This is a genomic window from Pseudomonas alcaligenes (genome assembly GCF_041729615.1).
Classification (GTDB): Bacteria; Pseudomonadota; Gammaproteobacteria; order Pseudomonadales; family Pseudomonadaceae; genus Aquipseudomonas; species Aquipseudomonas alcaligenes_B.
Genome location: NZ_CP154874.1, coordinates 1,893,841 through 1,916,082, shown reverse-complemented (window position 1 = coordinate 1,916,082; position 22,242 = coordinate 1,893,841). Strand labels below are relative to the sequence as shown.

18 protein-coding genes and 1 pseudogene are annotated in these 22,242 nt (G+C 67.6%); 16 read left to right on the top strand and 3 right to left on the bottom strand.

Annotation, left to right across the window (positions count from 1 at the left end):
• Positions 1-75: 75 nt before the first annotated feature.
• Together AAG092_RS09370 and AAG092_RS09365 are read right to left on the bottom strand one after the other, a co-directional pair.
• Positions 76-1,374, bottom strand: coding sequence for a peptidylprolyl isomerase (locus tag AAG092_RS09370; protein ID WP_110680300.1), 1,299 nt, complete (start codon positions 1,372-1,374; stop codon positions 76-78).
• Complete coding sequence (locus AAG092_RS09365; protein ID WP_373389461.1) at positions 1,349-4,114, bottom strand: LPS-assembly protein LptD; 2,766 nt, start codon at positions 4,112-4,114, stop codon at positions 1,349-1,351. The genes AAG092_RS09370 and AAG092_RS09365 overlap by 26 nt, the downstream gene beginning before the upstream one ends.
• A gap of 127 nt (positions 4,115-4,241) precedes the next feature.
• On the opposite strand from AAG092_RS09365, the gene AAG092_RS09360 reads away from it, so the two are divergent.
• From AAG092_RS09360 to AAG092_RS09350, 3 genes are read left to right on the top strand one after another with little or no spacing between them, the layout of a single operon-like run.
• Positions 4,242-5,267, top strand: a complete 1,026-nt coding sequence (locus tag AAG092_RS09360; protein WP_373389460.1) for an aminoglycoside phosphotransferase family protein — start codon at positions 4,242-4,244, stop codon at positions 5,265-5,267.
• Entirely contained in the window at positions 5,264-5,935 is a 672-nt protein-coding gene (gene murU / locus AAG092_RS09355) for an N-acetylmuramate alpha-1-phosphate uridylyltransferase MurU (RefSeq protein ID WP_373389459.1), read from the top strand. The genes AAG092_RS09360 and murU overlap by 4 nt, the downstream gene beginning before the upstream one ends.
• 1 nt (position 5,936) lies before the next feature.
• Positions 5,937-6,710: a TerB family tellurite resistance protein gene (locus AAG092_RS09350; protein ID WP_373389458.1), complete on the top strand. Its 774-nt coding sequence runs from the start codon at positions 5,937-5,939 to the stop codon at positions 6,708-6,710.
• 15 nt (positions 6,711-6,725) lie between these two features.
• Here the strand turns inward: AAG092_RS09350 and AAG092_RS09345 are convergent, their stop codons facing one another.
• A complete protein-coding gene (locus AAG092_RS09345; RefSeq protein ID WP_373389457.1) occupies positions 6,726-7,718 on the bottom strand; it encodes an alpha/beta hydrolase family protein in 993 nt (330 codons plus the stop codon).
• A 105-nt stretch (positions 7,719-7,823) separates the two neighbouring features.
• Between AAG092_RS09345 and AAG092_RS09340 the strand changes: the two genes are divergently transcribed.
• The 13 genes and pseudogenes from AAG092_RS09340 to trpC all read left to right on the top strand — a co-directional run bounded on the left by AAG092_RS09340 (position 7,824) and on the right by trpC (position 22,232).
• Entirely contained in the window at positions 7,824-10,196 is a 2,373-nt protein-coding gene (locus AAG092_RS09340; protein WP_373389578.1) for a PAS domain S-box protein, read from the top strand.
• Positions 10,193-10,822 carry a response regulator gene (locus AAG092_RS09335; RefSeq protein WP_373389456.1) on the top strand — a complete coding sequence of 210 codons (630 nt, stop codon included), beginning with the start codon at positions 10,193-10,195 and terminating at the stop codon, positions 10,820-10,822. The genes AAG092_RS09340 and AAG092_RS09335 overlap by 4 nt, the downstream gene beginning before the upstream one ends.
• A 125-nt stretch (positions 10,823-10,947) precedes the next feature.
• Complete coding sequence (locus tag AAG092_RS09330) at positions 10,948-11,973, top strand: ABC transporter substrate-binding protein (RefSeq protein WP_373389455.1); 1,026 nt, start codon at positions 10,948-10,950, stop codon at positions 11,971-11,973.
• Between the two features lie 138 nt (positions 11,974-12,111).
• Positions 12,112-13,221 (top strand): ABC transporter ATP-binding protein, encoded by a 1,110-nt coding sequence (locus AAG092_RS09325; RefSeq protein ID WP_110680754.1) that lies wholly within the window; start codon positions 12,112-12,114, stop codon positions 13,219-13,221.
• A gap of 43 nt (positions 13,222-13,264) precedes the next feature.
• The gene (locus tag AAG092_RS09320; RefSeq protein ID WP_373389454.1) at positions 13,265-14,305 is read left to right on the top strand and encodes an ABC transporter substrate-binding protein; all 1,041 of its coding nucleotides are present in this window, start codon (positions 13,265-13,267) and stop codon (positions 14,303-14,305) included.
• 123 nt (positions 14,306-14,428) lie between these two features.
• Positions 14,429-15,676, top strand: coding sequence for an ABC transporter permease (locus AAG092_RS09315; protein ID WP_110680290.1), 1,248 nt, complete (start codon positions 14,429-14,431; stop codon positions 15,674-15,676).
• A 107-nt stretch (positions 15,677-15,783) separates the two neighbouring features.
• Positions 15,784-16,611: an ABC transporter permease gene (locus AAG092_RS09310; protein WP_110680753.1), complete on the top strand. Its 828-nt coding sequence runs from the start codon at positions 15,784-15,786 to the stop codon at positions 16,609-16,611.
• A gap of 101 nt (positions 16,612-16,712) precedes the next feature.
• On the top strand, positions 16,713-17,387 hold the full coding sequence (gene rpe, locus AAG092_RS09305; RefSeq protein ID WP_373389453.1) for a ribulose-phosphate 3-epimerase: 675 nt from the start codon (positions 16,713-16,715) through the stop codon (positions 17,385-17,387).
• Positions 17,388-17,425: 38 nt separating this feature from the next.
• Positions 17,426-18,198 (top strand): annotated as a pseudogene (locus AAG092_RS09300) (phosphoglycolate phosphatase).
• A gap of 71 nt (positions 18,199-18,269) precedes the next feature.
• Positions 18,270-19,748 carry an anthranilate synthase component I gene (gene trpE / locus AAG092_RS09295; protein ID WP_373389452.1) on the top strand — a complete coding sequence of 493 codons (1,479 nt, stop codon included), beginning with the start codon at positions 18,270-18,272 and terminating at the stop codon, positions 19,746-19,748.
• Positions 19,749-19,759: 11 nt separating this feature from the next.
• Positions 19,760-20,353 (top strand): aminodeoxychorismate/anthranilate synthase component II, encoded by a 594-nt coding sequence (locus tag AAG092_RS09290; protein ID WP_373389451.1) that lies wholly within the window; start codon positions 19,760-19,762, stop codon positions 20,351-20,353.
• Positions 20,353-21,399 (top strand): anthranilate phosphoribosyltransferase, encoded by a 1,047-nt coding sequence (gene trpD, locus AAG092_RS09285; protein ID WP_373389450.1) that lies wholly within the window; start codon positions 20,353-20,355, stop codon positions 21,397-21,399. Before AAG092_RS09290 ends, trpD begins: the two co-directional genes overlap by 1 nt.
• Complete coding sequence (trpC, locus tag AAG092_RS09280) at positions 21,396-22,232, top strand: indole-3-glycerol phosphate synthase TrpC (protein ID WP_373389449.1); 837 nt, start codon at positions 21,396-21,398, stop codon at positions 22,230-22,232. The genes trpD and trpC overlap by 4 nt, the downstream gene beginning before the upstream one ends.
• Positions 22,233-22,242 lie beyond the last annotated feature (10 nt).

Sequence of the window (22,242 nt, the reverse complement as noted above, 5' to 3'; positions counted from 1 at the left end):
GCTGGAGGTGGCAGGCATATCTTACGCCCAAGAAAAAGCCCGGCGCTGCCGGGCTCCTTCGCATCGATCGGGCTGTTACAGCTTGATCTCGACGTAGGCCTCGTCGCGGATCTGGCGCAGCCAGGCCTGCAGTTCCTCGTCGTACTTGCGGTTGCGCAGGACATTCATCGCCTGCTGCTCGCGGTACTGCTCGCTGCTGTCGGTGGCGCGGCGGCCCAGTACTTCCAGGACGTGCCAGCCGTAGGGGCTCTTGAACGGCTGCGACAGCTGGCCGCTCGGCGTCTTGGCCATCATCTCGCGGAATTCCGGTACCAGGCTGTTGGGGTCGATCCAGTTGAGGTCGCCGCCGTTGAGCGCGGAGCCCGGGTCTTCGGAGAAGCTCTTGGCCAGGGTGGCGAAGTCCTCGCCGGCGACGATGCGCTCGTACAGGCGCTCCACCAGGCGACGGGTCTCCTCTTCGCTGCGCACCTCGTTGGGCTTGATCAGGATGTGGCGCACGTGCACTTCGTCACGCACCAGGGTGTCGCCGCCGCGCTTCTCCAGCAGCTTGACGATCATGAAGCCGGACGGGGTGCGCACCGGCTCGGTGATGTCGCCGACCGACAGGGTGCGGATCAGCTCGGCAAACGCCGGCGGCAGCTGGGCGGCCTTGCGCCAGCCGATCTCGCCGCCCTCCAGGGCGTTCTCGCTGGCCGAACTGGACATGGCGGTCTGGGCGAAGTCGGCGCCACCACGCAGGCTGTCATAGACCTGCGAGGTTTTCTGCGCCGCGGCACGGATCTCGTCCGGCGAGGCCGCTTCCGGGACCGGGATCAGGATGTTGGCCAGGCGGAACTCTTCCGACAGCTGCATCTGGCCGAGATCCGAGGCGAGGAAGTTCTGCACCTCCTGGTCGGTGACCTGGATACGCTCGCCGACGCGGCGCTGGCGCACGCGGCTGATCACCATCTCGCGGCGGATCTGTTCGCGGGCGTCGTCGTAGGACAGGCCGTCGCGGGCCAGGGCCGCGCGGAACTGTTCCAGGGTCAGGCGATTGCGCTGGGCAATGCTGGCCATGGCCTGGTTCAGTTCCTCGTCGGTGATGCGGATGCCGGAGCGGTCGCCGATCTGCAGCTGCAGGTTCTCGACGATCAGGCGCTCGAGGACCTGCTGCTGCAGCACGTCCTGCGGCGGCAGCTGGCCGCCACGCTTGCCGATGGTCTGCTCGACCTCTCGCAGGCGCTGGTCGAGCTGGCTGTACATGATCACGTCGTTGTCGACGATGGCGACCACGCGATCGATGGACTGGAACTGCGCCTGGGCGGCGGAGGCGAGGAAAACTGCGCCCAGCAGGAGCGGGCGCAGGCAATCAGAAAGCTTGTTCTTCACGTTCACGGTAACCTTGAATGCCTTGCTCGAGGAAACCCTCGGTCTTGCCGCCCAGCACATTGCCGAGCCCCTTGAGGACGATCTGCAGGAAGATGCCGCGATCCGGCTCCTCGTTGACGTCCGGGTTGAGACTGGTTTCGTCGTAGTCGATCCAGTAGCGGTTGATCAGGCGCAGCTTCCAGCAGCAGCTGTCGTACTCGAAGCCGCCGAAGGCTTCCAGTGTGCGGTCGCGGGCATAGTCGCGCTGCCAGCGTGCGATCAGGTTCCACTGCGGCACCATCGGCCAGATCACCGAGAAGTCGTGCTGCTGGATCTTGTAGTAATCCTTGATGTAGTTCGGGTTGCCCGGGGTGCCGAAGTCAGGATTGAACGTCCAGTTGCCGCTGGCCTGGTCGTAGCGCACGGTATCGTTGCGGTAGCGATAGCCGGCGTTGATCACCTTGTTCGGATTGTCTTCCGGCTGGTAGTGGAACATCAGGCTGCCGGAACGGGTGCGGTGTGCTTCGCCGTCCCAGTTGAAGTCCGAGCTCAGGCGCCAGTCGCGGTTGAAGCGGTACAGGTACTCCAGCGCATAGGGCGAGAAGTCGGCGGTGGCATCGTCGCGGGTACGGTAGTCGATGCCCGGCAGCTGGACCTTGCGGTCCTCGAAGTAGATGGCCTGGCCGAGGCTGACGCGCTGGCGCTCGAAGCCGTTGTCCTCGATCCAGCGGCTGGTCACGCCGAGGGACAGCTTGTTCTCGTCGCCGATGCGGTCACGCCCGCTGAAGCGGTTGTCGCGGAACAGGGCCGCGTAGTTGAAGCGGTATTCGCCGGTGTCGAAAACCGGGATCTCGTCCTGATCCTCGTCCGGCACGTACAGGTAGTAGGCGCGCGGCTCCAGGGTCTGGCGGAAGTTGGTGCCGAACAGCTGGGTGTTGCGATCGAAGTACAGGCCGCTGTCGATGCTGGCGATCGGCACGCTGCGGTCCGGCGAGTCCTCGAAGTCACCGCCGACCTGGGCCTTGCCGATCGAGTCCAGCTCCAGGTCGTACTGGGTGTAGGCGTACTTCAGGCTCGGTTTGACGAAGCCCCAGGTGCTTTCCAGCGGCAGGCTGATGCCCGGCTCCAGGTGCACGCGCTCGCCCGTGGAGCGGGCCAGGCCGCGCACGTTGTTGTCGTACCAGGGCTGGGCGTTGCCGTCCTCGTCGATGAAGTTGCCGCTGCGCAGGTCGCGGTCGAAGCGCACGTACTCGGTGCCGTAGAAGAAGTTCAGGCCGCCCGGCTGGAACGGCAGCTTGCCATCCAGGGTCAGCTGCGGCAGACGCTCGTAGGGCGTGATATCGATCACGCTGGTCTGCGCGTAGGCGTGGGCATTGAGCCGGGCGACGAAGCTGTCGCCGCGATAGGTCAGGGTGCCGCGCTGGTTGAGGAAGTCCGGTGTTGCCAGGTTTTCCAGGTCACTGGAGAGGTCCTGGAAGTAGTAGGGGTCGCTGATGTCGGTGTAGTCCACCTCGGCCAGCAGGCGTTCGTCCAGACCGCCTCTGTGCTGCCAGTTGTACATCCAGCGCTGGTCTTCGTAGTCGGACTGCAGCTCGCGCTCGTCTTCCTTGTCGTCCAGGTAGGCGGCGCCGACCTGGCCCTCGCTGCCCTTGGTCAGGTAGCGGAACTCGCCCTCCATCAGCAGGCCGCGCTTGGCCATGTAGGTCGGGTAGAGGGTGGCGTCGTAGTTGGGCGCCAGGTTGAAATAGTAGGGCGTCGACAGCGAGAAGCCGGTGTCGCTCGAGGTGCTGATGCCCGGTGCGAGGAAGCCGGACTGGCGGCGATCATCGATCGGGAAGTAGATGTAGGGGGTGTAGAACACCGGAATGTCCTTCACCCGCAGGGTCACGTTGGTCGCGGTGCCAAAGCCGGTGGCCGGGTTCAGCTTGACGTTGTTGCCCTTCAGGTGCCAGGCATTGCTGCCCGGCTCGCAACGGGTGTAGGTGCCGTCCTTGAGGCGGACGATCGAACTTTCTTCGCGCTTGGCATACAGCGCGCTGCCACGGGCATGACCCTTGTGGATCACGTACTCGGCGTTCTCTACCTTGGCTTCGCCGTTGTCCAGTTGGATCTCGGCGCGGTCGCCGACCACCAGCATGCCGTTGTCGCGGATGCGCACGTTGCCCTTCAGCTCGCCGCGGTTCTCGGCCTGGTGCAGGGTGGCCTCGTCGGCCTCGACCTGCATGCTCGACTGGCGCAGGACCACGTCACCGGCCAGGGTGGCCGCTTCCTTTTCCTGTTCGTAGCGCGAGGCCTTGGCCGAGACGAACATCGGCGCCTCGTCCATCGGCGTGTCGTCGCTCATGCCCGGGCGCAGCGGCTCGACATAGGCGCCCTCGCAATAGGGGCCGACTTCCGCCAGCTGGGCGGCGGTCAGCTGCTCACGCGGGACCCAGTCCAGGTGGCTGTAGTCGGCGCTGCGGCTCTGCAGCGCGCGGCCGCCGCTCTCGGTGACCAGCACCGGCTGTTCGCCCTGAGGCTGGCCATTGCCCTGCGCGGCAGAGCCTGCCGGAGCGGCGCTGACCGCCGTAGCGCTGTGCTGCGGACGTGGCAGTTGCACTGCAGTATTGGTTTTCGGCGAGCAGGCCCAGCCTCCAGTGGCGGAGGCACTGCAGTCATACTGCTCGGCAGCGACGGCGAAGGGCGAGGCCAGGGGTTGCAGGGCCAGCAGGCCGCCGGTCACCAGCAACGGAAATTTTTTACGGAACAGGGGGAGATTTACTGCCATCTTGTTTTTCCGGGCTTCCTGCGCGCCTTCGACCCGCGGGGGCCGCACGCCTCTCGATGGGCTGAAAAAGATGCTGGATAATAAAGCATGACCCGCGCAACGGCTAGCGCCGTCGGAGACCCCTGTAATGCCTGATCAAGATGTACGTCTCCAGCTCCTGCAGAGCTGGCTGGAAGACTGTTTGCCTGCCCTTTTCCTGCAGCAGGGCTGGGGCGAAGTGCCTGCCGCCAGCCTTACCCCGGCCAGTAGCGACGCCAGTTTCCGCCGCTATTTCCGCTGGCAGGCCGAGGGCCGCAGCCTGATCCTGATGGATGCGCCGCCGCCGCAGGAGGACTGCCGCCCCTTCGTGCGCATCGCCGCCATGCTGGCGGAGACCGGTGTGCATGTGCCGCGCATCCTGGCTCAGGATCTAGAGCGTGGCTTCCTGCTGCTGGACGACCTGGGCCGGCAGACCTGGCTCGAAGTGCTGACGGCGGACAACGCCGACGCCCTGTTCGAGCAGGCGCTGCAGGCCCTGGTCGCCTTCCAGCGCATGCCGGGTGCCGAGGCGCTGCCGCCCTACGACGATGCCCTGCTGCGCCGCGAGCTGCAGCTGTTCCCCGACTGGTACCTGCAGCGTCACCTCGGCGTCGATTTGAACGATGTGCAGCAGGCGCAGTGGCAGCGGGTGTGCGACCTGCTGGTGGGCAGTGCCCTGGCCCAGCCGCGGGTGTTCGTGCATCGCGACTACATGCCGCGCAACCTGATGCTGAGCGAGCCCAATCCGGGCATCCTCGATTTTCAGGACGCCGTGCACGGTCCCATCAGCTACGACGTCACCAGCCTGTTCAAGGACGCCTTCCTCAGCTGGCCCGAGGAGCGTGTGCAGGTCTGGCTGCAGCGCTACTGGCAGCTGGCGCGTGAGGCCGGCCTGGCGGTGCCGGCCGAGTTCGCCGAGTTCCAGCGCATGAGCGACCTGATGGGCGTGCAGCGCCACCTCAAGGTGATCGGTATCTTCGCGCGCATCTGCCACCGCGACGGCAAGCCCAAGTACCTCGCCGACGTGCCGCGCTTCTTCGCTTATATAGAAGCGGTGCTGGCGCGCCGGCCCGAGCTGGCCGTACTCGGCGAGCTGCTGGCCAGCCTGCCGCAGCGCGAGGCGCAGCCGGCATGAAGGCGATGATTCTGGCGGCAGGCAAGGGCGAGCGCCTGCGCCCCCTGACCCTGCACACGCCCAAGCCGCTGGTGCGGGCCGCCGGCACGCCGCTGATCGAGTTCCACCTGCGCGCCCTGGCCGCTGCCGGCTTCGACGAGCTGGTGATCAACCACGCCTGGCTCGGCCAGCAGATCGAGGATTACCTGGGCGACGGCAGCCGCTTCGGCCTGCGTATCGCCTACTCGGCCGAGGGTGAGCCGCTGGAGACCGGCGGCGGAATCTTCAAGGCCCTGCCGCTGCTCGGTGACGAACCTTTCCTGGTGGTCAATGGCGATATCTGGACCGACTACGACTTCGCCGCCCTGCGCCGCCCGCTCGAGGGCCTGGCGCATCTGGTGCTGGTCAGCAACCCGGCCCACCACCAGACCGGCGATTTCCGCCTGCACGAGGGGCGGGTCAGCGATGCTGTCGCCGGTGAACCTGCGCTCACCTACAGCGGTATCGCCGTGCTGCATCCGCGCCTGTTCGCCGGCTGCCAGCCGGGCGCCTTCAAGCTGGCGCCACTGCTGCGCGCGGCCATGGTCGACGGCCAGGTGAGTGGCGAGCACTTCCGTGGGCGCTGGGTCGATGTCGGTACCCACGAGCGTCTGGCGGAAGTCGAGCACTTGCTGATGGCGGGCGCCTGAGATGCTCTGGCCGGCGACCCTGCTCGGTGCCGCCGCGGGACTGGCATTGGCCAGCATCCCCGGCGCGCTGCTCGGCGGCCTGCTCGGCCAGGTGCTGGATCGGCGCCTGCGCCTGCAATCGCTCGACCACCTGCGCGAATTGCTCGGGCGCAAGCCGGCGGCGCTGGATGACGAGGACCTGCTGTTCATGCTGGTCGGTCGCCTGGCCAAGAGTGACGGGCGGGTGCTCGACAGCCATATCCAGGCCGCACGCAACGAGATGCAGCGCCTCGGCCTGGACGAGCCCGCGCGGCGACGCGCCATGCAGGCCTTCAATCGCGGCAAGCAGATCGAGGACAGTGAACTGCGCGCGCCGCTACGTGCTCTGCATCATCGCCCCGAGCGCAGCGAGGCGCTGCTGCGTACCTGCTGGCGCATGGCCTGGGCCGACGGTCGGGTGAGTGAGGCCGAAGCCCGGCTGATCCGCCAGTGGGGGCTGTGGCTGGGCTGGCGGCGCGAGGCGCTGGCGGCCTTGGCCAGCGAGTACGAGCCGGCGCGTCAGGTGCCAGAGGTGAAAACCAGTGATTACCAGGCGGCGCTGCGCCTGCTCGGTGTGCAGGCGGACAGCGAGCCAGCGGTGATCAAGCGTGCCTACCGGCGCCTGCTCAGCCGTCATCACCCGGACAAGCTGGCCGGCTCCGGCGCGACCCCGGCGCAGCTGCGCGCCGCCACTGACAAGACCCGCGAGCTGCAGGTCGCCTACGAGCTGGTGCGCCAGCGCCGCGGTTTCCGCTAGCGGGCGTAGCCCTGTCTACTGCTTCTCCAGCCAGCCGCGCACGCGGCGGAACAGTTGTTCCTGCTCGGCTTCCAGGTTGCCCGGCAGGGCCTTCAGGGCGACCTGGGTGTAGCCCTCGTGGGCCAGGCGCTTGCTGGCCTGCAGGCGACGCACCGCGTTGCCGCGGTCGGCGGCCAGATCCTTGTAGAAGAAGTCGCCGGTGGCCAGCTTGAGGCCGGGAATCAGCTCCTCCAGCGGTGGCGTCTGCCCGGTCGGCAGTTGCGGCGCCACCACCACCAGCTGTTTGATCGCCGCGGGCTGGCGCTCCTTGAGGTAGAGCGCGGCCCAGTAGGCGCCGCTGCCGTGGCCGAGCAGCACGATGCGCTGGGCGTCCTGCTGCTCGGCGAAGGCGATGCCGGCCTGGATGCGGGCGAACACCCGCTCGGCCGGGTCGACCGCTGCCGCTGGTGGCACGGGTTCGGCGGGTGCCGCCGCAGCCTCAGCCTCCTCGGGCGGGGGCTGCTCGCTATCCTGCGTCGGGGCCTGGGCGCTGTCTGCGGCGGGTGCCGTAGCGGTGTCCACGGTCACCGCTTGCGCTGTGCGCGGCAGCACGGCCTCCGGCAATGGCGCGCCCTGGCTGTCCGGCAGGCTCAGGCTCAGGCTGCTCCAGCCGATGTCCGGCAGCTTGAGGCGCAGCGGCTTGATCGTGCGCGGCCAGTCGGCGCTCTCGTCGGCCCCCGGCAACAGGATCATGATGCCCTTGGCCTCGGGGGCGTTGGCCGGTTTCCACAGGGCAAGGAACTGCTCCGCGCCTGCCTCCAGCATCTGCTGTTCGTCCCTGGGCAGCTGGCGCTCGAGTGCCTCGGCGCTGTCCTGGCTGCGTTCCTCCAGGGGGACGCGCGGCGCGGGCTCAGCCGCGGCGGCTTCGCCCGCTGGCTCGGTGGCGGGCGGCGGCGTTTCCTCGGCGTGCGCAGGCAGGGCAAGGGTCAGGCACAGGGTCAGGAGTGTCGGCAGGACTGGACGGCGCATCTCAGCACTTCACATGGGGGATGGTTTCAGCAGCCTAAGCGCTTCGTCGCGCTTTGTCAGGTAAGGTAGGGAAGGGCTTGATAGATGTGGATGGATGCCGTGCGCCTGCTTCGAGTGCTTTGTTGGCTGTTGCTGCTGTGCCCGCTGGCGGGCCAGGCGGCTGAGCTGGACGCTGCCCAGCGCGCCTGGCTGGCCGAGCATCCGCGGCTGCGCGCCGGGGTGGTGCTGCAGGCACCCTATGCCGAATACCAGCGGCGCCAGCAGCAGCTGGGCGGGCTCAATGTGGAACTGACCGAGACCCTGGCCAGGTCGCTCGGCGTGGCGCTGAGCTGGCGCAGCTTCGACACCCAGGCCGCGCTGGAACAGGCCCTGCGCGAGGGACGCATCGACTTCGCCCCGGGCCAGACGCAGACTCCCGCCGGCCTGCGCCTGTGGCATTACAGCGACCCCTACCTGCGCATTCCCCATCTGCTGGTGGGCGAGCGCCTGGGCGAGGTGAGCGTGGAGCTGGAGCGCCTGGGCGAGCGTGAGCCGATCGCCGTGCGCGTGCCCAGCGCGGTGGCCGACTACCTGCGCGGCAACTACTTCAACCTCCACCTGCAGCCGCAGCCCTCGGCGCGCCAGGCTCTGCAGGCGGTTATCGAACAGCGTGCGCGCTACGCGGTGGTGGACCAGGCGCAGCTCAGCCGCCTGAGCCAGGAGAGCGACTACTCGCGCCTGGCGATCATCGCCGACGTCGGCCTGCCCCAGTTGTTGCGCTTCGGCATCCGCCGCGACTGGCCGGAGCTGGGCGCCATCCTCGACGCCGGCCTGCGCCAGCTGCCGGCCGAGCAGCTGGAGCAGTTGCAGCAGCGCTGGCTGACGGCGAAGAAGCCGGGGCTCGGCGAGTCGCCGCTGTTCTGGCGCAACCTGAGCATCCTGCTCGGCCTGCTGCTGGCGTTCTGCATCCTCCTCCTCAGCGTGCTGCGGCGGCAGCGCGGGCGCCTGGAGAAGCGCCTGCTGGAGGCGCGGCAGACCCTGGCCCAGCGCGAGGTGGCCGAGGAGGCGCTGCGCCTGGCGCAGTTCTCCCTCGACCACAGCACCGTGGGCATCCTCTGGGTCAACTGGGACAGCCGGGTGCGCTACGCCAACCAGGCGGTGGCCGAAATGCTCGGCTACCTGCCAGCGGCCATGGTCGACCGGCCGCTGCAGGAGTTCGAGCCGGGCCTGGGCATGGATCGCTGGCTCAACCTGTGGAAGCGCGTGCGCCAGCACGAGGAGGGTGCGCTGAGCTTCGAGAGCAACTGCCGGCGTGCCGACGGCAGCTGGATGCCGGCCGACGTGAGCCTGGGGTTCCTGCGCTTTCGCGAGGCCGAGTACCTGGTGGTCTACCTCACCGATGTCACCGAGCGGCGCCGTGCCCGCGCCGCCCTGGAAGAGAGCGAGGCGCGCCTCAAGGGCATTGCCGGCAACGTGCCCGGCCTGGTGTTCCGCCTGGAGCGCCCGCGCCCGGGGGCGCTGGTGGACTTCGCCTTCATCAGCGAGGGCAGCGAGCAGCTGGTCGGCTACCCGCCGGCGACCATCATGGCGGCCGACTTCGGCATCCGCAGCCTGGTCCACCCGGAGGATCGCGCCGCCTACCACGCCACCCAGGACGCGGCCATCGAGGCGGCCAGCGACTGGCAGTGGCAGGGCCGCATCCTCACCCGCGACGGCCGCGTGCGCTGGGCCGACATCAAGGCCAGTGCCCGCCAGCTGAGCGATGAGCATGTGGTGTGGGACGGCGTGGTGTGGGACATAAGCGACAACAAGGCCATCGAGCTGGAACTGGCCGAGTCGCGCGCCCAGCTGCGCGAGCTGTCGGCGCACCTGGAGAGCGTGCGCGAGGAGGAGAAGGCGCGCATCGCCCGCGAGGTGCACGACGAGCTGGGCCAGATGCTGACCGTGCTCAAGCTGGAGACCTCCATGTGCGAGCTGGCCTACGCCGGCCTCGACCCCGGCCTGCAGGCGCGCCTGGACAGCATGAAGAAGCTGATCGCCAACCTGTTCCAGCTGGTGCGCGACGTGGCCACCGCGCTGCGCCCGCCGATCCTCGACGCCGGCATCGCCTCGGCCATCGAATGGCAGGCGCGGCGCTTCGAGGCACGCAGCGGCATTCCCTGCCTGGTGCAGGTGCCCGAGCAGTTGCCCAGGTTGGCCGACGCCAAGGCCATCGGCCTGTTCCGCGTGCTGCAGGAGGCGCTGACCAACGTGTTGCGCCACGCCCAGGCGCACACGGTGGAAATCGCCCTGGAGGTGCAGGGCGGCGAGCTGTGCCTGCGCGTCAGTGACGATGGTCGGGGTTTCGATGCGCAGGCGCAGCGCGCACAATCCTTCGGCCTGGTCGGCATGCGCGAGCGCGTGCTGATGCTCGGCGGCAGCCTGGCGCTGGACAGCGTCCCGGGCGAGGGCACCACGCTGGTGGTGCGGGTGGCACTGGATGAAGAGGTGGCAGCGTGATTCGAGTACTGGTGGCCGAGGACCACACCATCGTCCGCGAGGGCATCAAGCAGCTGATCGGCCTGGCCAAGGACCTGACGGTGGCTGGCGAGGCCTGCAATGGCGAGCAGCTGCTGGAAACCCTGCGCCATACCCCCTGCGAGGTGGTGCTGCTGGATATCTCCATGCCCGGGGTCAACGGCCTGGAAGCCATCCCGCGGATTCGCGCACTGAGCAACCCGCCGGCGGTGCTGGTGCTGTCCATGCACGACGAGGCGCAGATGGCCGCCCGCGCCCTGAAGATCGGCGCGGCCGGCTACGCCACCAAGGACAGCGACCCGGCGCTGCTGCTCACCGCCATCCGCAAGGTCGCCAGCGGTGGCCGCTACATCGATCCGGAGCTGGCCGACCGCATGGTCTTCGAGGTCGGCCTGACCGACTCGCGACCGCCCCATGCGCTGCTCTCCGAGCGCGAGTTCTCGGTGTTCGAGCGCCTGGTGCGCGGCGAGGGTGTCAACGAGATCGCCCAGCATCTGTCGGTCAGCAGCAAGACTGTCAGCACCCACAAGGCGCGCCTGATGCAGAAGCTCAACCTGCACTCGGTGGCCGACCTGGTGAAGTACGCGGTCGAGCACAAGCTGCTCTGAGACAGGCTCCGCACAACCTTCCCTTTACATCCTGGTCGCTTCGTGGCTGATTGGTCACCTTTCGCGCGACCGCTCTGGCGTGCGCTTTTGCCCAGGTCATGGGTATCGATGCAATGGGGGAGAAGATGTACAAGAAGTACCTGGCCGGCGGTCTGCTGGCGGCCGCGCTGCCGGCCCACGCCGACTACGTGACGGTGATTTCCTTCGGCGGGGCCAACAAGGAGGCGCAGCGCGCCGCCTTCTACGAACCCTTCAAGCAGGCCAGCGGGACCAGCGTGGTGCACGGTTCCTACAATGGCGACCTGGCCAAGCTGCGCAAGATGGTGCAGCTCAGCCACGTGTCCTGGGACGTGGTCGAGGTGGAGGCGCCCGAGCTGGCGCGCGGTTGCGAGGAAGGCCTGTTCGAGCGCTTCGACGCCAGCCTGCTCGGCGATGCCGCCGATTTCCTGCCCGGTGCCGTGCAGCCCTGCGGCGTCGGTATCTTCGTCTGGTCCACGGTGCTGGCCTACAACGGCAGCAAGCTCAAGGCCGCGCCGCAGAGCTGGGCCGATTTCTGGGATACCCAGCGCTTCCCCGGCAAGCGCGCCCTGCGCTGGGGCGCCAAGTACAACCTGGAGTTCGCCCTGATGGCCGACGGCGTGCCGGCTAAGGACGTGTACCGGGTGCTGGCCAGTGCCGAGGGCCAGGATCGTGCCTTCCGCAAACTCGATCAGATCAAACCGCAGTTGCACTGGTGGAAGACCGGCGTGGAGCCGATCCGTCTGCTCGGTGATGGCCGCGTGGTGATGAGCTCGGCCTACAACGGCCGGGTCGCCGCCGCCCAGAGCGAGCAGCCGCAGCTGGCGCTGAGCTGGAACGGCGGCATCTACGACTTCGACTACTGGGCCCTGCCCAAGGGCATTGCCAAGGCCGAGCAGGCGCGCCGCTTCGTCGCCTTCGCCAGCCAGGTGGAGCCGCAGCGCCGCTTCGCCGAGAAGATCGCCTACGGCCCGGTCAACCGCCAGGCCATCGCCGCGCTGGACCCCAGCGTCAGCGCCAACCTGCCCACCGCCCCGGCCAACCTGGCAGGCGGCGTGGGCATGGATGCCGCCTTCTGGGCGGCCAACGGCGCCGCCCTGGAGGAGCGCTTCGCTCGCTGGGCTAAACGCTGATCCAGTCTCGGGCGTTGTAGGGCGATCCCTACAACGCCTCCTCCGCAAGCCTTATAGCAATCTCTCATACCGCCCGATTTGCGCCGGCCGCCTGGCTTTCTAGTCTTAGTGCACGGCAACAAGAACAAAGGTGTGGTGATGGCCGAGAATGTTTCCAGCGACGTGCTCGTCAGCTTCAAGGGCGTGCAGAAGAGCTACGACGGCGAAAGCCTGATCGTCAAAGACCTCAATCTGGACATCCGCAAGGGCGAGTTCCTCACCCTGCTCGGGCCGTCCGGCTCCGGCAAGACCACCAGCCTGATGATGCTGGCCGGCTTCGAGACGCCCACCGCCGGCGAGATCCTCCTGGCCGGGCGCGCCATCAACAACGTGCCGCCGCACAAGCGCGACATCGGCATGGTGTTCCAGAACTACGCGCTGTTCCCGCACATGACGGTGGCCGAGAACCTGGCCTTCCCGCTGACCGTGCGCGGCATGAACAAGACCGACGTCACCGAGCGGGTCAAGCGCGCGCTGTCCATGGTGCAGCTCGACAACTTCCGCCATCGCTACCCGGCGCAGCTCTCCGGTGGCCAGCAGCAGCGCGTGGCGCTGGCCCGGGCCCTGGTGTTCGAGCCGCAGCTGGTGCTGATGGACGAGCCGCTCGGCGCGCTGGACAAGCAGCTGCGCGAGCACATGCAGATGGAGATCAAGCACATCCACCAGCGCCTGGGCGTGACCGTGGTCTACGTGACCCACGACCAGGGCGAGGCGCTGACCATGTCCGACCGGGTGGCGGTGTTCCACCAGGGCGAGATCCAGCAGATCGCCCCGCCGCGCGACCTCTACGAGGCGCCGAGCAACACCTTCGTCGCCCAGTTCATCGGTGAGAACAACCGCCTGGCCGGCGAGCTGGTAAGCCGCGATGGCGAGCGCTGCACCGTGCGCACCGCGCGCGGCGAGCAGGTGCAGGCGCTGGCGGTGAAGGTCGGCGCGCCGGGCGAGCCGGTCAGCCTGTCGATCCGCCCCGAGCGGGTGCGCATCAACGGCGCCAGCGAGAGCTGCGCCAACCGTTTCAGCGGCCGGGTGGCCGAATTCATCTACCTGGGCGACCACGTGCGCATCCGCATGGAGGTCTGCGGCAACCCCAACTTCTTCGTCAAACAGCCGATCGCCGAACTCGATCCCGCCCTGGGCGTGGGCGACGTGGTGCCGCTCGGCTGGCATGTGGAGCACGTAAGGGCGCTAGACCCTCTGATCGTCGAGTGACGGCGCCAGGCATTACCAACCCTGCACAGTGGAGAAAACAACAATGAGCAACATCCGCAGCATCTTCCGCCACAGCGCCTTGGTCCTCGGCCTGCTCGGCGCAGCCCAGGCGATGGCCGCCGACCTGACGGTGATCTCCTTCGGTGGCGCCAACAAGGACGCCCAGACCAAGGCCTTCTACCAGCCGTGGGAAGCGGCCGGCAAAGGCAAGATCATCGCCGGCGAGTACAACGGCGAGATGGCCAAGGTCAAGGCCATGGTCGACACCAACAGCGTGTCCTGGCACCTGGTCGAGGTGGAGTCGCCGGAGCTGTCCCGCGGCTGCGACGAGGGCCTGTTCGAGGAGCTCGACCCGGCCCTGTTCGGCAATCCCGACGACTTCATCGAAGGTGCCATCCAGCCGTGCGGCGTGGGCTTCTTCGTCTGGTCCACGGTGCTCGCCTACAACGCCGACAAGCTCTCCGCCGCCCCGGCCAGCTGGGCCGATTTCTGGGACGTGGCCAAGTTCCCGGGCAAGCGCGGCCTGCGCAAGGGTGCCAAGTACACCCTGGAGTTCGCCCTGATGGCCGACGGCGTGGCGCCGAAGGACGTCTACAGCGTGCTCGCCACCCAGGAAGGCCAGGACCGCGCGTTCAAGAAGCTCGACGAGATCAAGCCGCACATCCAGTGGTGGGAAGCCGGCGCCCAGCCGCCGCAGTTCCTCGCCTCCGGCGACGTGGTCATGAGCTCCGCCTACAACGGCCGCATCGCCGCCGTGCAGAAGGAGAGCAACCTCAAGGTGGTGTGGAACGGCGGCATCTACGACTTCGACTCCTGGGCCATCCCGAAGGGCGCCAAGGATGCCGACGCCGCCAAGGCCTTCGCCGCCTTCAGCGTGCAGCCCGAGCAGCAGAAGGTCTACTCCTCGAACATCGCCTACGGCCCGGCCAACAAGAAGGCCGTCGAGCTGCTCGACCCGGCGCTGCTGAAGGACATGCCGACCACTCCGGAGAACATCGCCAATCAGGTGGCCATGAACGTGACCTTCTGGGCCGACTACGGCGAGCAGCTGGAGCAGCGCTTCAACGCCTGGGCGGCGAAGTAAGCATCCCGTGCAGTGCCCCTTCCTGGTGAAGGGGAGTTGGTTGGAGGGGCGCTCCCCCGTCCCTCCGAACCCTCGCCCGCGGTTGGGCGAGGGCGCTTTGTCCCGGTGTCTCTGGAGCCCGCGATGGCCACTACCGTTTCCCTCACCGAATTCGCCGGCCTGACGCTGAAGCAGAAGCTGGCCCGCGCCGAGCGCATCAACCGGCTCAAGGCCCAGGGCCTGATCCTGCCGCTGCTGGTGTTCCTCTTCGTGGTGTTCCTGCTGCCGATCGGCATCCTGCTCTACAAGAGCGTGGAGAACCCCGAGGTGGTCGAGGCCCTGCCGCGCACCGTCGAGTCCATCGCCAGCTGGGATGGCCGCGGCCTGCCGGAGGAACCGGTGTACCGGGCCCTGGCCCTGGACCTGGCCGAGGCGCGCAAGAACCAGACCATCGGCGACCTGTCCAAGCGCCTTAACATGGAACTGGCCGGCTACCGCAGCCTGATGGCCAAGACTGGTCGCGCGCTGCCGTTCAAGCAGGAACCCGCCTCCTACAAGGACGCCCTGGAGAACCTCGACGAGCGCTGGGGCGACCCGGCCTACTGGCAGGTGATCCGCCGCAACAGCAGTGCCTTCACGGCCTATTACCTGCTGGCCGCCCTCGACCACCGGATCGACGATCTCGGCGAGCTGGCGTCCGCCACCCCGGACCAGGCCATCTACCTGGATATCTTCGTGCGCACCTTCTGGATGGGCCTGGTGATCACCGCCCTGTGCCTGGTGCTGGCCTATCCGCTGGCCTACCTGCTGGCCAACCTGCCGACCCGCACCAGCAACCTGTTGATGATCCTGGTGCTGCTGCCGTTCTGGACCTCGATCCTGGTGCGCGTGGCGGCCTGGATCGTGCTGCTGCAGTCCGGTGGCCTGATCAACAGCGCGCTGATCGCCATGGGCATCATCGACCAGCCGCTGCAGCTGGTGTTCAACCGCACCGGCGTGTACGTGGCGATGGTGCACATCATGCTGCCGTTCATGATCCTGCCGATCTTCAGCGTGATGAAGGGCATCTCGCCCTCCTACATGCGTGCCGCCATCTCGCTCGGCTGCCACCCCTTCGCCAGCTTCTGGCGGGTGTACTTCCCGCAGACCCTGGCCGGCGTCGGCGCCGGCTGCCTGCTGGTGTTCATCCTGTCCATCGGCTACTACATCACCCCGGCGCTGCTGGGCAGCCCGAACGACCAGATGATCAGCTACTTCGTCGCCTTCTACACCAACACCACCATCAACTGGGGCATGGCCACCGCCCTCGGCGGCCTGCTGTTGCTGGCCACCATGCTGCTCTACGTGGTGTACAGCTGGCTGGTGGGCGCCAGTCGCCTGCGTCTTGGATAAAAGGCCTGCGCAGCAGGCCAACTGATGACCCTCGCCCCGTCGGGGAGAGGGTGCCCGCAGGGCGGGAGAGGGGCGATGCCCCGCTAGAGATTGATTGGAGAATGCAGATGCTGAGTCCCTACAAGTCCCCCGTCGAGCGCGCCTGGTTCTGGACCCATCGCAGCCTGTGCGCGCTGGTGCTGCTGTTCCTGATCCTGCCGGTGCTGGTGATCATCCCGCTGTCGTTCAACTCCGGCAGCTTCCTGGTCTATCCGCTGCAGGGCTTCTCCCTGCGCTGGTATGCCGACTTCTTCAGCTCCGCCGAGTGGATGCGCTCGCTGACCAACAGCATGATCGTGGCGCCGGCCGCCACCCTGCTGGCCATGGTCTTCGGCACCCTGGCGGCGATCGGCCTGACCCGCGGCGAGTTTCGCGGCAAGGCGCTGGTGATGAGCCTGCTGATCTCGCCGATGGTCGCCCCGGTGGTCATCGTCGGCGTCGCCAGCTACCTGTTCTTCGCCCCGCTGGGCCTGGGCAACAGCTACACCTCGCTGATCCTGGTGCACGCCGTGCTCGGCGTGCCCTTCGTGATCATCACGGTGTCCGCGACCTTGCAGGGCTTCAACTACAACCTGGTGCGCGCCGCCAACAGCCTGGGTGCCTCGCCGCTGCTGGCATTCCGCAAGGTGACCCTGCCGCTGATCGCCCCCGGGGTGATTTCCGGCGCGCTGTTCGCCTTCGCCACCTCGTTCGACGAGGTGGTGGTGACCCTGTTCCTCGCCGGCCCGGAGCAGGCCACCCTGCCGCGGCAGATGTTCAGCGGCATCCGCGAGAACCTGTCGCCGACCATCGCCGCCGCCGCCACCCTGCTGATCGGCTTCTCCATCGTCATGCTGCTGACCCTGGAGTGGCTGCGCGGGCGCAGCGAGAAGCTGCGCACCTCGATGCCGGAGTGACCCGCTCCGCCCGGCCGCTGCGGTGGACTGACGCATGACCACCGCCGCAGCCGGCGACTCAGGCTACAATCGCGCCACCGTGATCCAGCCCTGAGGCCGCCATGCAATCCTTCGCCATCGCCCCGTCGATCCTCTCCGCCGATTTCGCCCGCCTGGGCGAGGAAGTCGACAAGGTCCTCGCCGCCGGCGCCGACATCGTCCACTTCGACGTGATGGACAACCACTACGTGCCCAACCTGACCATCGGCCCGATGGTCTGCGCGGCGCTGCGCAAGTACGGCATCAGCGCGCCGATCGACGCGCACCTGATGGTCAAGCCGGTCGACCGCATCATCGGCGACTTCATCGAGGCCGGCGCCAGCTACATCACCTTCCACCCGGAAGCCTCCGAACACATCGACCGTTCCCTGCAGCTGATCCGCGACGGCGGCTGCAAGGCCGGCCTGGTGTTCAACCCGGCCACCCCGCTGGACTGCCTGAAGTACGTGATGGACAAGGTCGACATTATCCTGCTGATGAGCGTCAACCCCGGCTTCGGCGGGCAGAAGTTCATCCCCGGCACCCTCGACAAGCTGCGCGAGGCCCGCGCGCTGATCGACGCCTCCGGCTACGCCATCCGCCTGGAGATCGACGGCGGGGTCAACGTGAAGAACATCCGCGAGATCGCCGCGGCGGGCGCCGACACCTTCGTCGCCGGCTCGGCCATCTTCAACCAGCCGGACTACAAGGCGGTGATCGACGCCATGCGCGCCGAGCTGGCCCAGGTTCGCGCGTGATCCTCGAGCTGTTCCGCGGCGAGCTGCCGCGCCTGGTGATGTTCGACCTGGATGGCACCCTGGTGGACTCGGTGCCGGACCTGGCCGCCGCCGTCGACCGCATGCTGGCGCAGCTCGGCCGCGAACCTGCCGGCGTCGAGCGAGTGCGCCACTGGGTCGGCAATGGCGCGCGGGTGCTGGTGCGCCGGGCCCTGGCCGGCGGCCTCGAGCACGGCGCGGTCAGTGATGCCGACACCGAGCGCGCGCTGGAGCTGTTCAGCGAGGCCTATGCTGGCAGTCATGCGCTGAGCCGGGTCTACCCCGGCGTGGTCAGCACCCTGGACTGGCTGCGCGGCGCCGCCGTGGAACTGGCGCTGATCACCAACAAGCCCGAGCGTTTCGTCGCCCCGCTGCTGGACGAGATGGGCCTGGGTGGCTATTTCCGCTGGATCATCGGTGGTGACACCCTGCCGCAGCAGAAGCCCGATCCGGCCGCGCTGCTGCACGTGCTGCACCTGGCCGGCGTGGCACCGGAGCAGGCGCTGTTCGTCGGCGACTCGCGCAACGATGTGCTGGCCGCCCACGCGGCTGGCGTGCCTTGCGTGGCCTTGTCCTATGGCTACAACCACGGCCGGCCGATCGCCGAGGAGAACCCGGCGCGGGTGCTCGACGATCTGCGCCAGCTGCTGCCCGGTTGCGCGCAGGAGGGCGCTGGGGTAATGTCCCCGAACCCTTCCGAATACCCGCCGCACGAGACAGCATCGTGGTAGTTGCCCGCAAACACTGGATGAAAGTCATCAAGGCCCTGGCCCGCTGGCGCTGGCGCGCCTGACTTCTCCTGGCCGGCTGGTTCCGGCGCGTTTGCCCGACTCCCGTTCACCCTCATTGACGAGGCTGCTGTTTATGAACCGCGAAGAATTCCTGCGTTTGGCCGCCGACGGCTACAACCGCATTCCGTTGGCCTTCGAGACCCTGGCCGACTTCGACACCCCGCTGTCGATCTACCTCAAGCTGGCCGACACCCCCAACTCCTACCTGCTGGAGTCCGTGCAGGGCGGCGAGAAGTGGGGCCGCTACTCGATCATCGGCCTGCCGGCGCGCACCGTGCTGCGCGTGCATGGCCACCAGGTAACGGTGAGCGTTGATGGCCAGGTGGTCGAACAGCTCGACAGCGAAGACCCGCTGGCCTTCGTCGAGCAGTTCAAGGCTCGCTATAACGTCCCCACCATCCCCGGACTGCCGCGCTTCAACGGCGGCCTGGTCGGCTACTTCGGCTACGACAGCGTGCGCTACGTGGAGAAGAAGCTGGCCCGGTGCCCGAACCCCGATCCGCTGGGCACCCCGGATATCCTGCTGATGGTCTCCGACGCGGTCGTGGTGTTCGACAACCTCGCCGGCAAGATGCACGCCATCGTCCTCGCCGACCCCAGCCAGGCCGACGCCTACGAACGGGGCCAGGCGCAGCTGCGTGAACTGCTGAACAAGCTGCGCCAGCCGATCACCCCGCGCCTGGGGGTGGACCTGAGCAAGCCGGCGGGCAAGGAGCCGGACTTCGTCTCCAGCTTCAAGCGCGACGACTACGAGGCGGCGGTCGGCGCCATCAAGGAATACATCCTGGCCGGCGACTGCATGCAGGTGGTGATCTCCCAGCGCATGTCGATCCCGTTCCAGGCCGCGCCGATCGACCTGTATCGCGCGCTGCGCTGCATCAACCCGACGCCCTACATGTACTTCTTCAACTTCGGCGACTTCCACGTGGTCGGCTCGTCGCCGGAAGTGCTGGTGCGGGTCGAGGACAACCTGGTCACCGTGCGCCCGATCGCCGGCACCCGCCCGCGCGGCGCCACCGAGGAAGCGGACCTGGACCTGGAAAAGGACCTGCTGTCCGACGCCAAGGAGATCGCCGAGCACCTGATGCTGATCGACCTGGGCCGCAACGATGTCGGCCGCGTCTCCAGCACCGGCTCGGTGAAGGTCACCGAGCAGATGGTCATCGAGCGCTACTCCAACGTCATGCACATCGTCTCCAACGTCACCGGCCATTTGAAGGAAGGCCTGTCGGCCATGGACGCGCTGCGCGCCATTCTGCCGGCCGGCACCCTGTCCGGTGCGCCCAAGGTGCGCGCGATGGAGATCATCGACGAGCTGGAGCCGGTCAAGCGTGGTGTCTACGGCGGCGCCGTGGGTTACCTGGCGTGGAACGGCAACATGGATACCGCCATCGCCATTCGCACCGCGGTGATCAAGAACGGTGAGCTGCACGTGCAGGCCGGCGCCGGTATCGTCGCCGACTCGCAGCCGGCCCTGGAGTGGGAAGAAACCCTGAACAAGCGCCGCGCCATGTTCCGCGCGGTCAGCCTCGCCGAACAGTCCGTAGAGTAAGGGGCCCCGCCATGCTGCTGATGATCGACAACTACGACTCCTTTACCTACAACGTGGTGCAGTACCTGGGCGAGCTGGGTGCCGATGTCCACGTGATCCGCAACGACGAACTGAGCATCGCCGAGATCGAGGCTTTGCAGCCCGAGCGCATCGTAGTCTCGCCCGGCCCGTGCACGCCGACCGAGGCGGGGGTGTCCATCGAGGCCATCCTGCATTTCGCCGGCAAGCTGCCGATCCTCGGCGTGTGTCTGGGCCACCAGAGCATCGGCCAGGCCTTCGGCGGCGACGTGGTGCGCGCGCGCCAGGTGATGCACGGCAAGACCAGCCCGGTGTTCCACGAGGACAAGGGCGTGTTCGCCGGCCTCAACAAGCCGCTGACCGTGACCCGCTACCATTCCCTGGTGGTCAAGCGCGAAACGCTGCCGGAGTGCCTGGAGATCACCGCCTGGACCCAGCATGCCGATGGTTCGGTGGACGAGATCATGGGCCTGCGGCACAAGACCCTGAACATCGAGGGCGTGCAGTTCCACCCGGAATCCATCCTCACCGAGCAGGGCCACGAACTGTTCGCCAACTTCCTCAAACAGCAAGGCGGAGTGCGCTGATGGACATCAAGGAAGCCCTCAATCGGGTGGTCAACCAGCTGGACCTGTCCACCGCCGAGATGCAGGACGTGATGCGCCTGATCATGACCGGCCAGTGTACCGATGCGCAGATCGGCGCCTTCCTCATGGGCATGCGCATGAAGAGCGAGACCATCGATGAGATCGTCGGGGCCGCCACCGTGATGCGCGAGCTGGCCTCGCCGGTGAGCATCGACGCCGAGCGCCTGGTCGACACCTGCGGCACCGGTGGCGATGGCATGAACGTGTTCAACGTCTCCACCGCCGCCGCCTTCGTGGTCGCCGCGGCCGGTGGTCGCGTGGCCAAGCATGGCAACCGTGCGGTCTCCGGCAAGAGCGGCAGCGCCGACCTGCTGGAGGCCGCCGGGGTCTACCTGAATCTCAAACCCGAGCAGGTCGCGCGCTGCGTGGAAAGTGTTGGAGTGGGCTTTATGTTCGCCCCGGCCCATCACGGCGCCATGAAGCATGCCATCGGCCCGCGTCGCGAGCTGGGCCTGCGCACCCTGTTCAACATGCTCGGCCCGATGACCAACCCGGCCGGGGTCAAGCACCAGGTGATCGGCGTGTTCAGCCAGGCGCTGTGCCGGCCGATGGCCGAGGTGCTGCAGCGCCTGGGTAGCCAGCACGTGCTGGTGGTGCATGCCAGCGACGGCCTAGACGAGATCAGCCTGGCCGCACCGACCCATGTCGCCGAACTCAAGGGCGGCGTGGTCAGCGAGTACCGCATCCAGCCGGAAGACTTCGGCATTCGCAGCCAGACCCTGATCGGCCTGACCGTCGAGGGCGCGCAGGACTCGCTGGCGCTGATCCGCGACGCGCTGGGCAAGCGCAAGACCGACAACGGCCAGAAGGCCGCCGACATGATCGTGCTCAACGCCGGCGCGGCCCTGTATGCCGCCGACATCGCCACCAGCCTCAAGGAAGGCGTGCAGCTGGCGCAGGACGCCCTGCACACCGGCCTGGCCTGGGAGAAGCTGGACGAGCTGGTGTCCTTTACCGCCGTGTTCCGCGTGGAGAACGAAGGATGAGCATTCCAACCGTGCTGGAGAAGATCCTCGCCCGCAAGGCCGAGGAAGTCGCCGAGCGCCGCGCCCGTGCCAGCCTGGCCGAGGTCGAGGCGCTGGCCCGCGCCGCCGATGCCCCGCGCGGCTTCGCCCGTGCCCTGCAGGAGCGGGTGGCACGCAAGCAGGCGGCGGTGATCGCCGAGATCAAGAAGGCTTCGCCGAGCAAGGGCGTGCTGCGCGAGGATTTCGTGCCCGCCGAGATCGCCAGGAGCTACGAGGCCGGTGGCGCGGCCTGCCTGTCGGTGCTGACCGACATCGACTTCTTCCAGGGCGCCGACCAGTACCTGCGCGAGGCCCGCGCGGCCTGCAGCCTGCCGGTGATCCGCAAGGACTTCATGATCGACCCGTATCAGATCGTCGAAGCCCGTGCCCTGGGCGCCGACTGCGTGCTGCTGATCGTTGCGGCGCTGGACGACGTGCGCATGGCCGAACTGGCAGCCACCGCGAAGGATGTCGGCCTCGATGTGCTGGTAGAGGTGCACGACGGCGCCGAGCTGGAACGTGCTCTGAACACCCTGGACACGCCGCTGGTGGGCATCAACAACCGTAACCTGCACACCTTCGAGGTGAGCCTGGAAACCACCCTGGACCTGCTGCCACGCATTCCGCGCGAGCGCGTGGTGATCACCGAGAGCGGCATCCTCAGCCGTGCCGATGTCGAGCTGATGGAGATCAACGAGGTGCATGCTTTCCTGGTTGGCGAGGCCTTCATGCGTGCCGAGGAGCCGGGGATCGAGCTCAAGCGCCTGTTCTTCCCGGATGGCAAGCGCGTGGTGCTGGGCGCCGATCCGGACTGAACCGATCCGG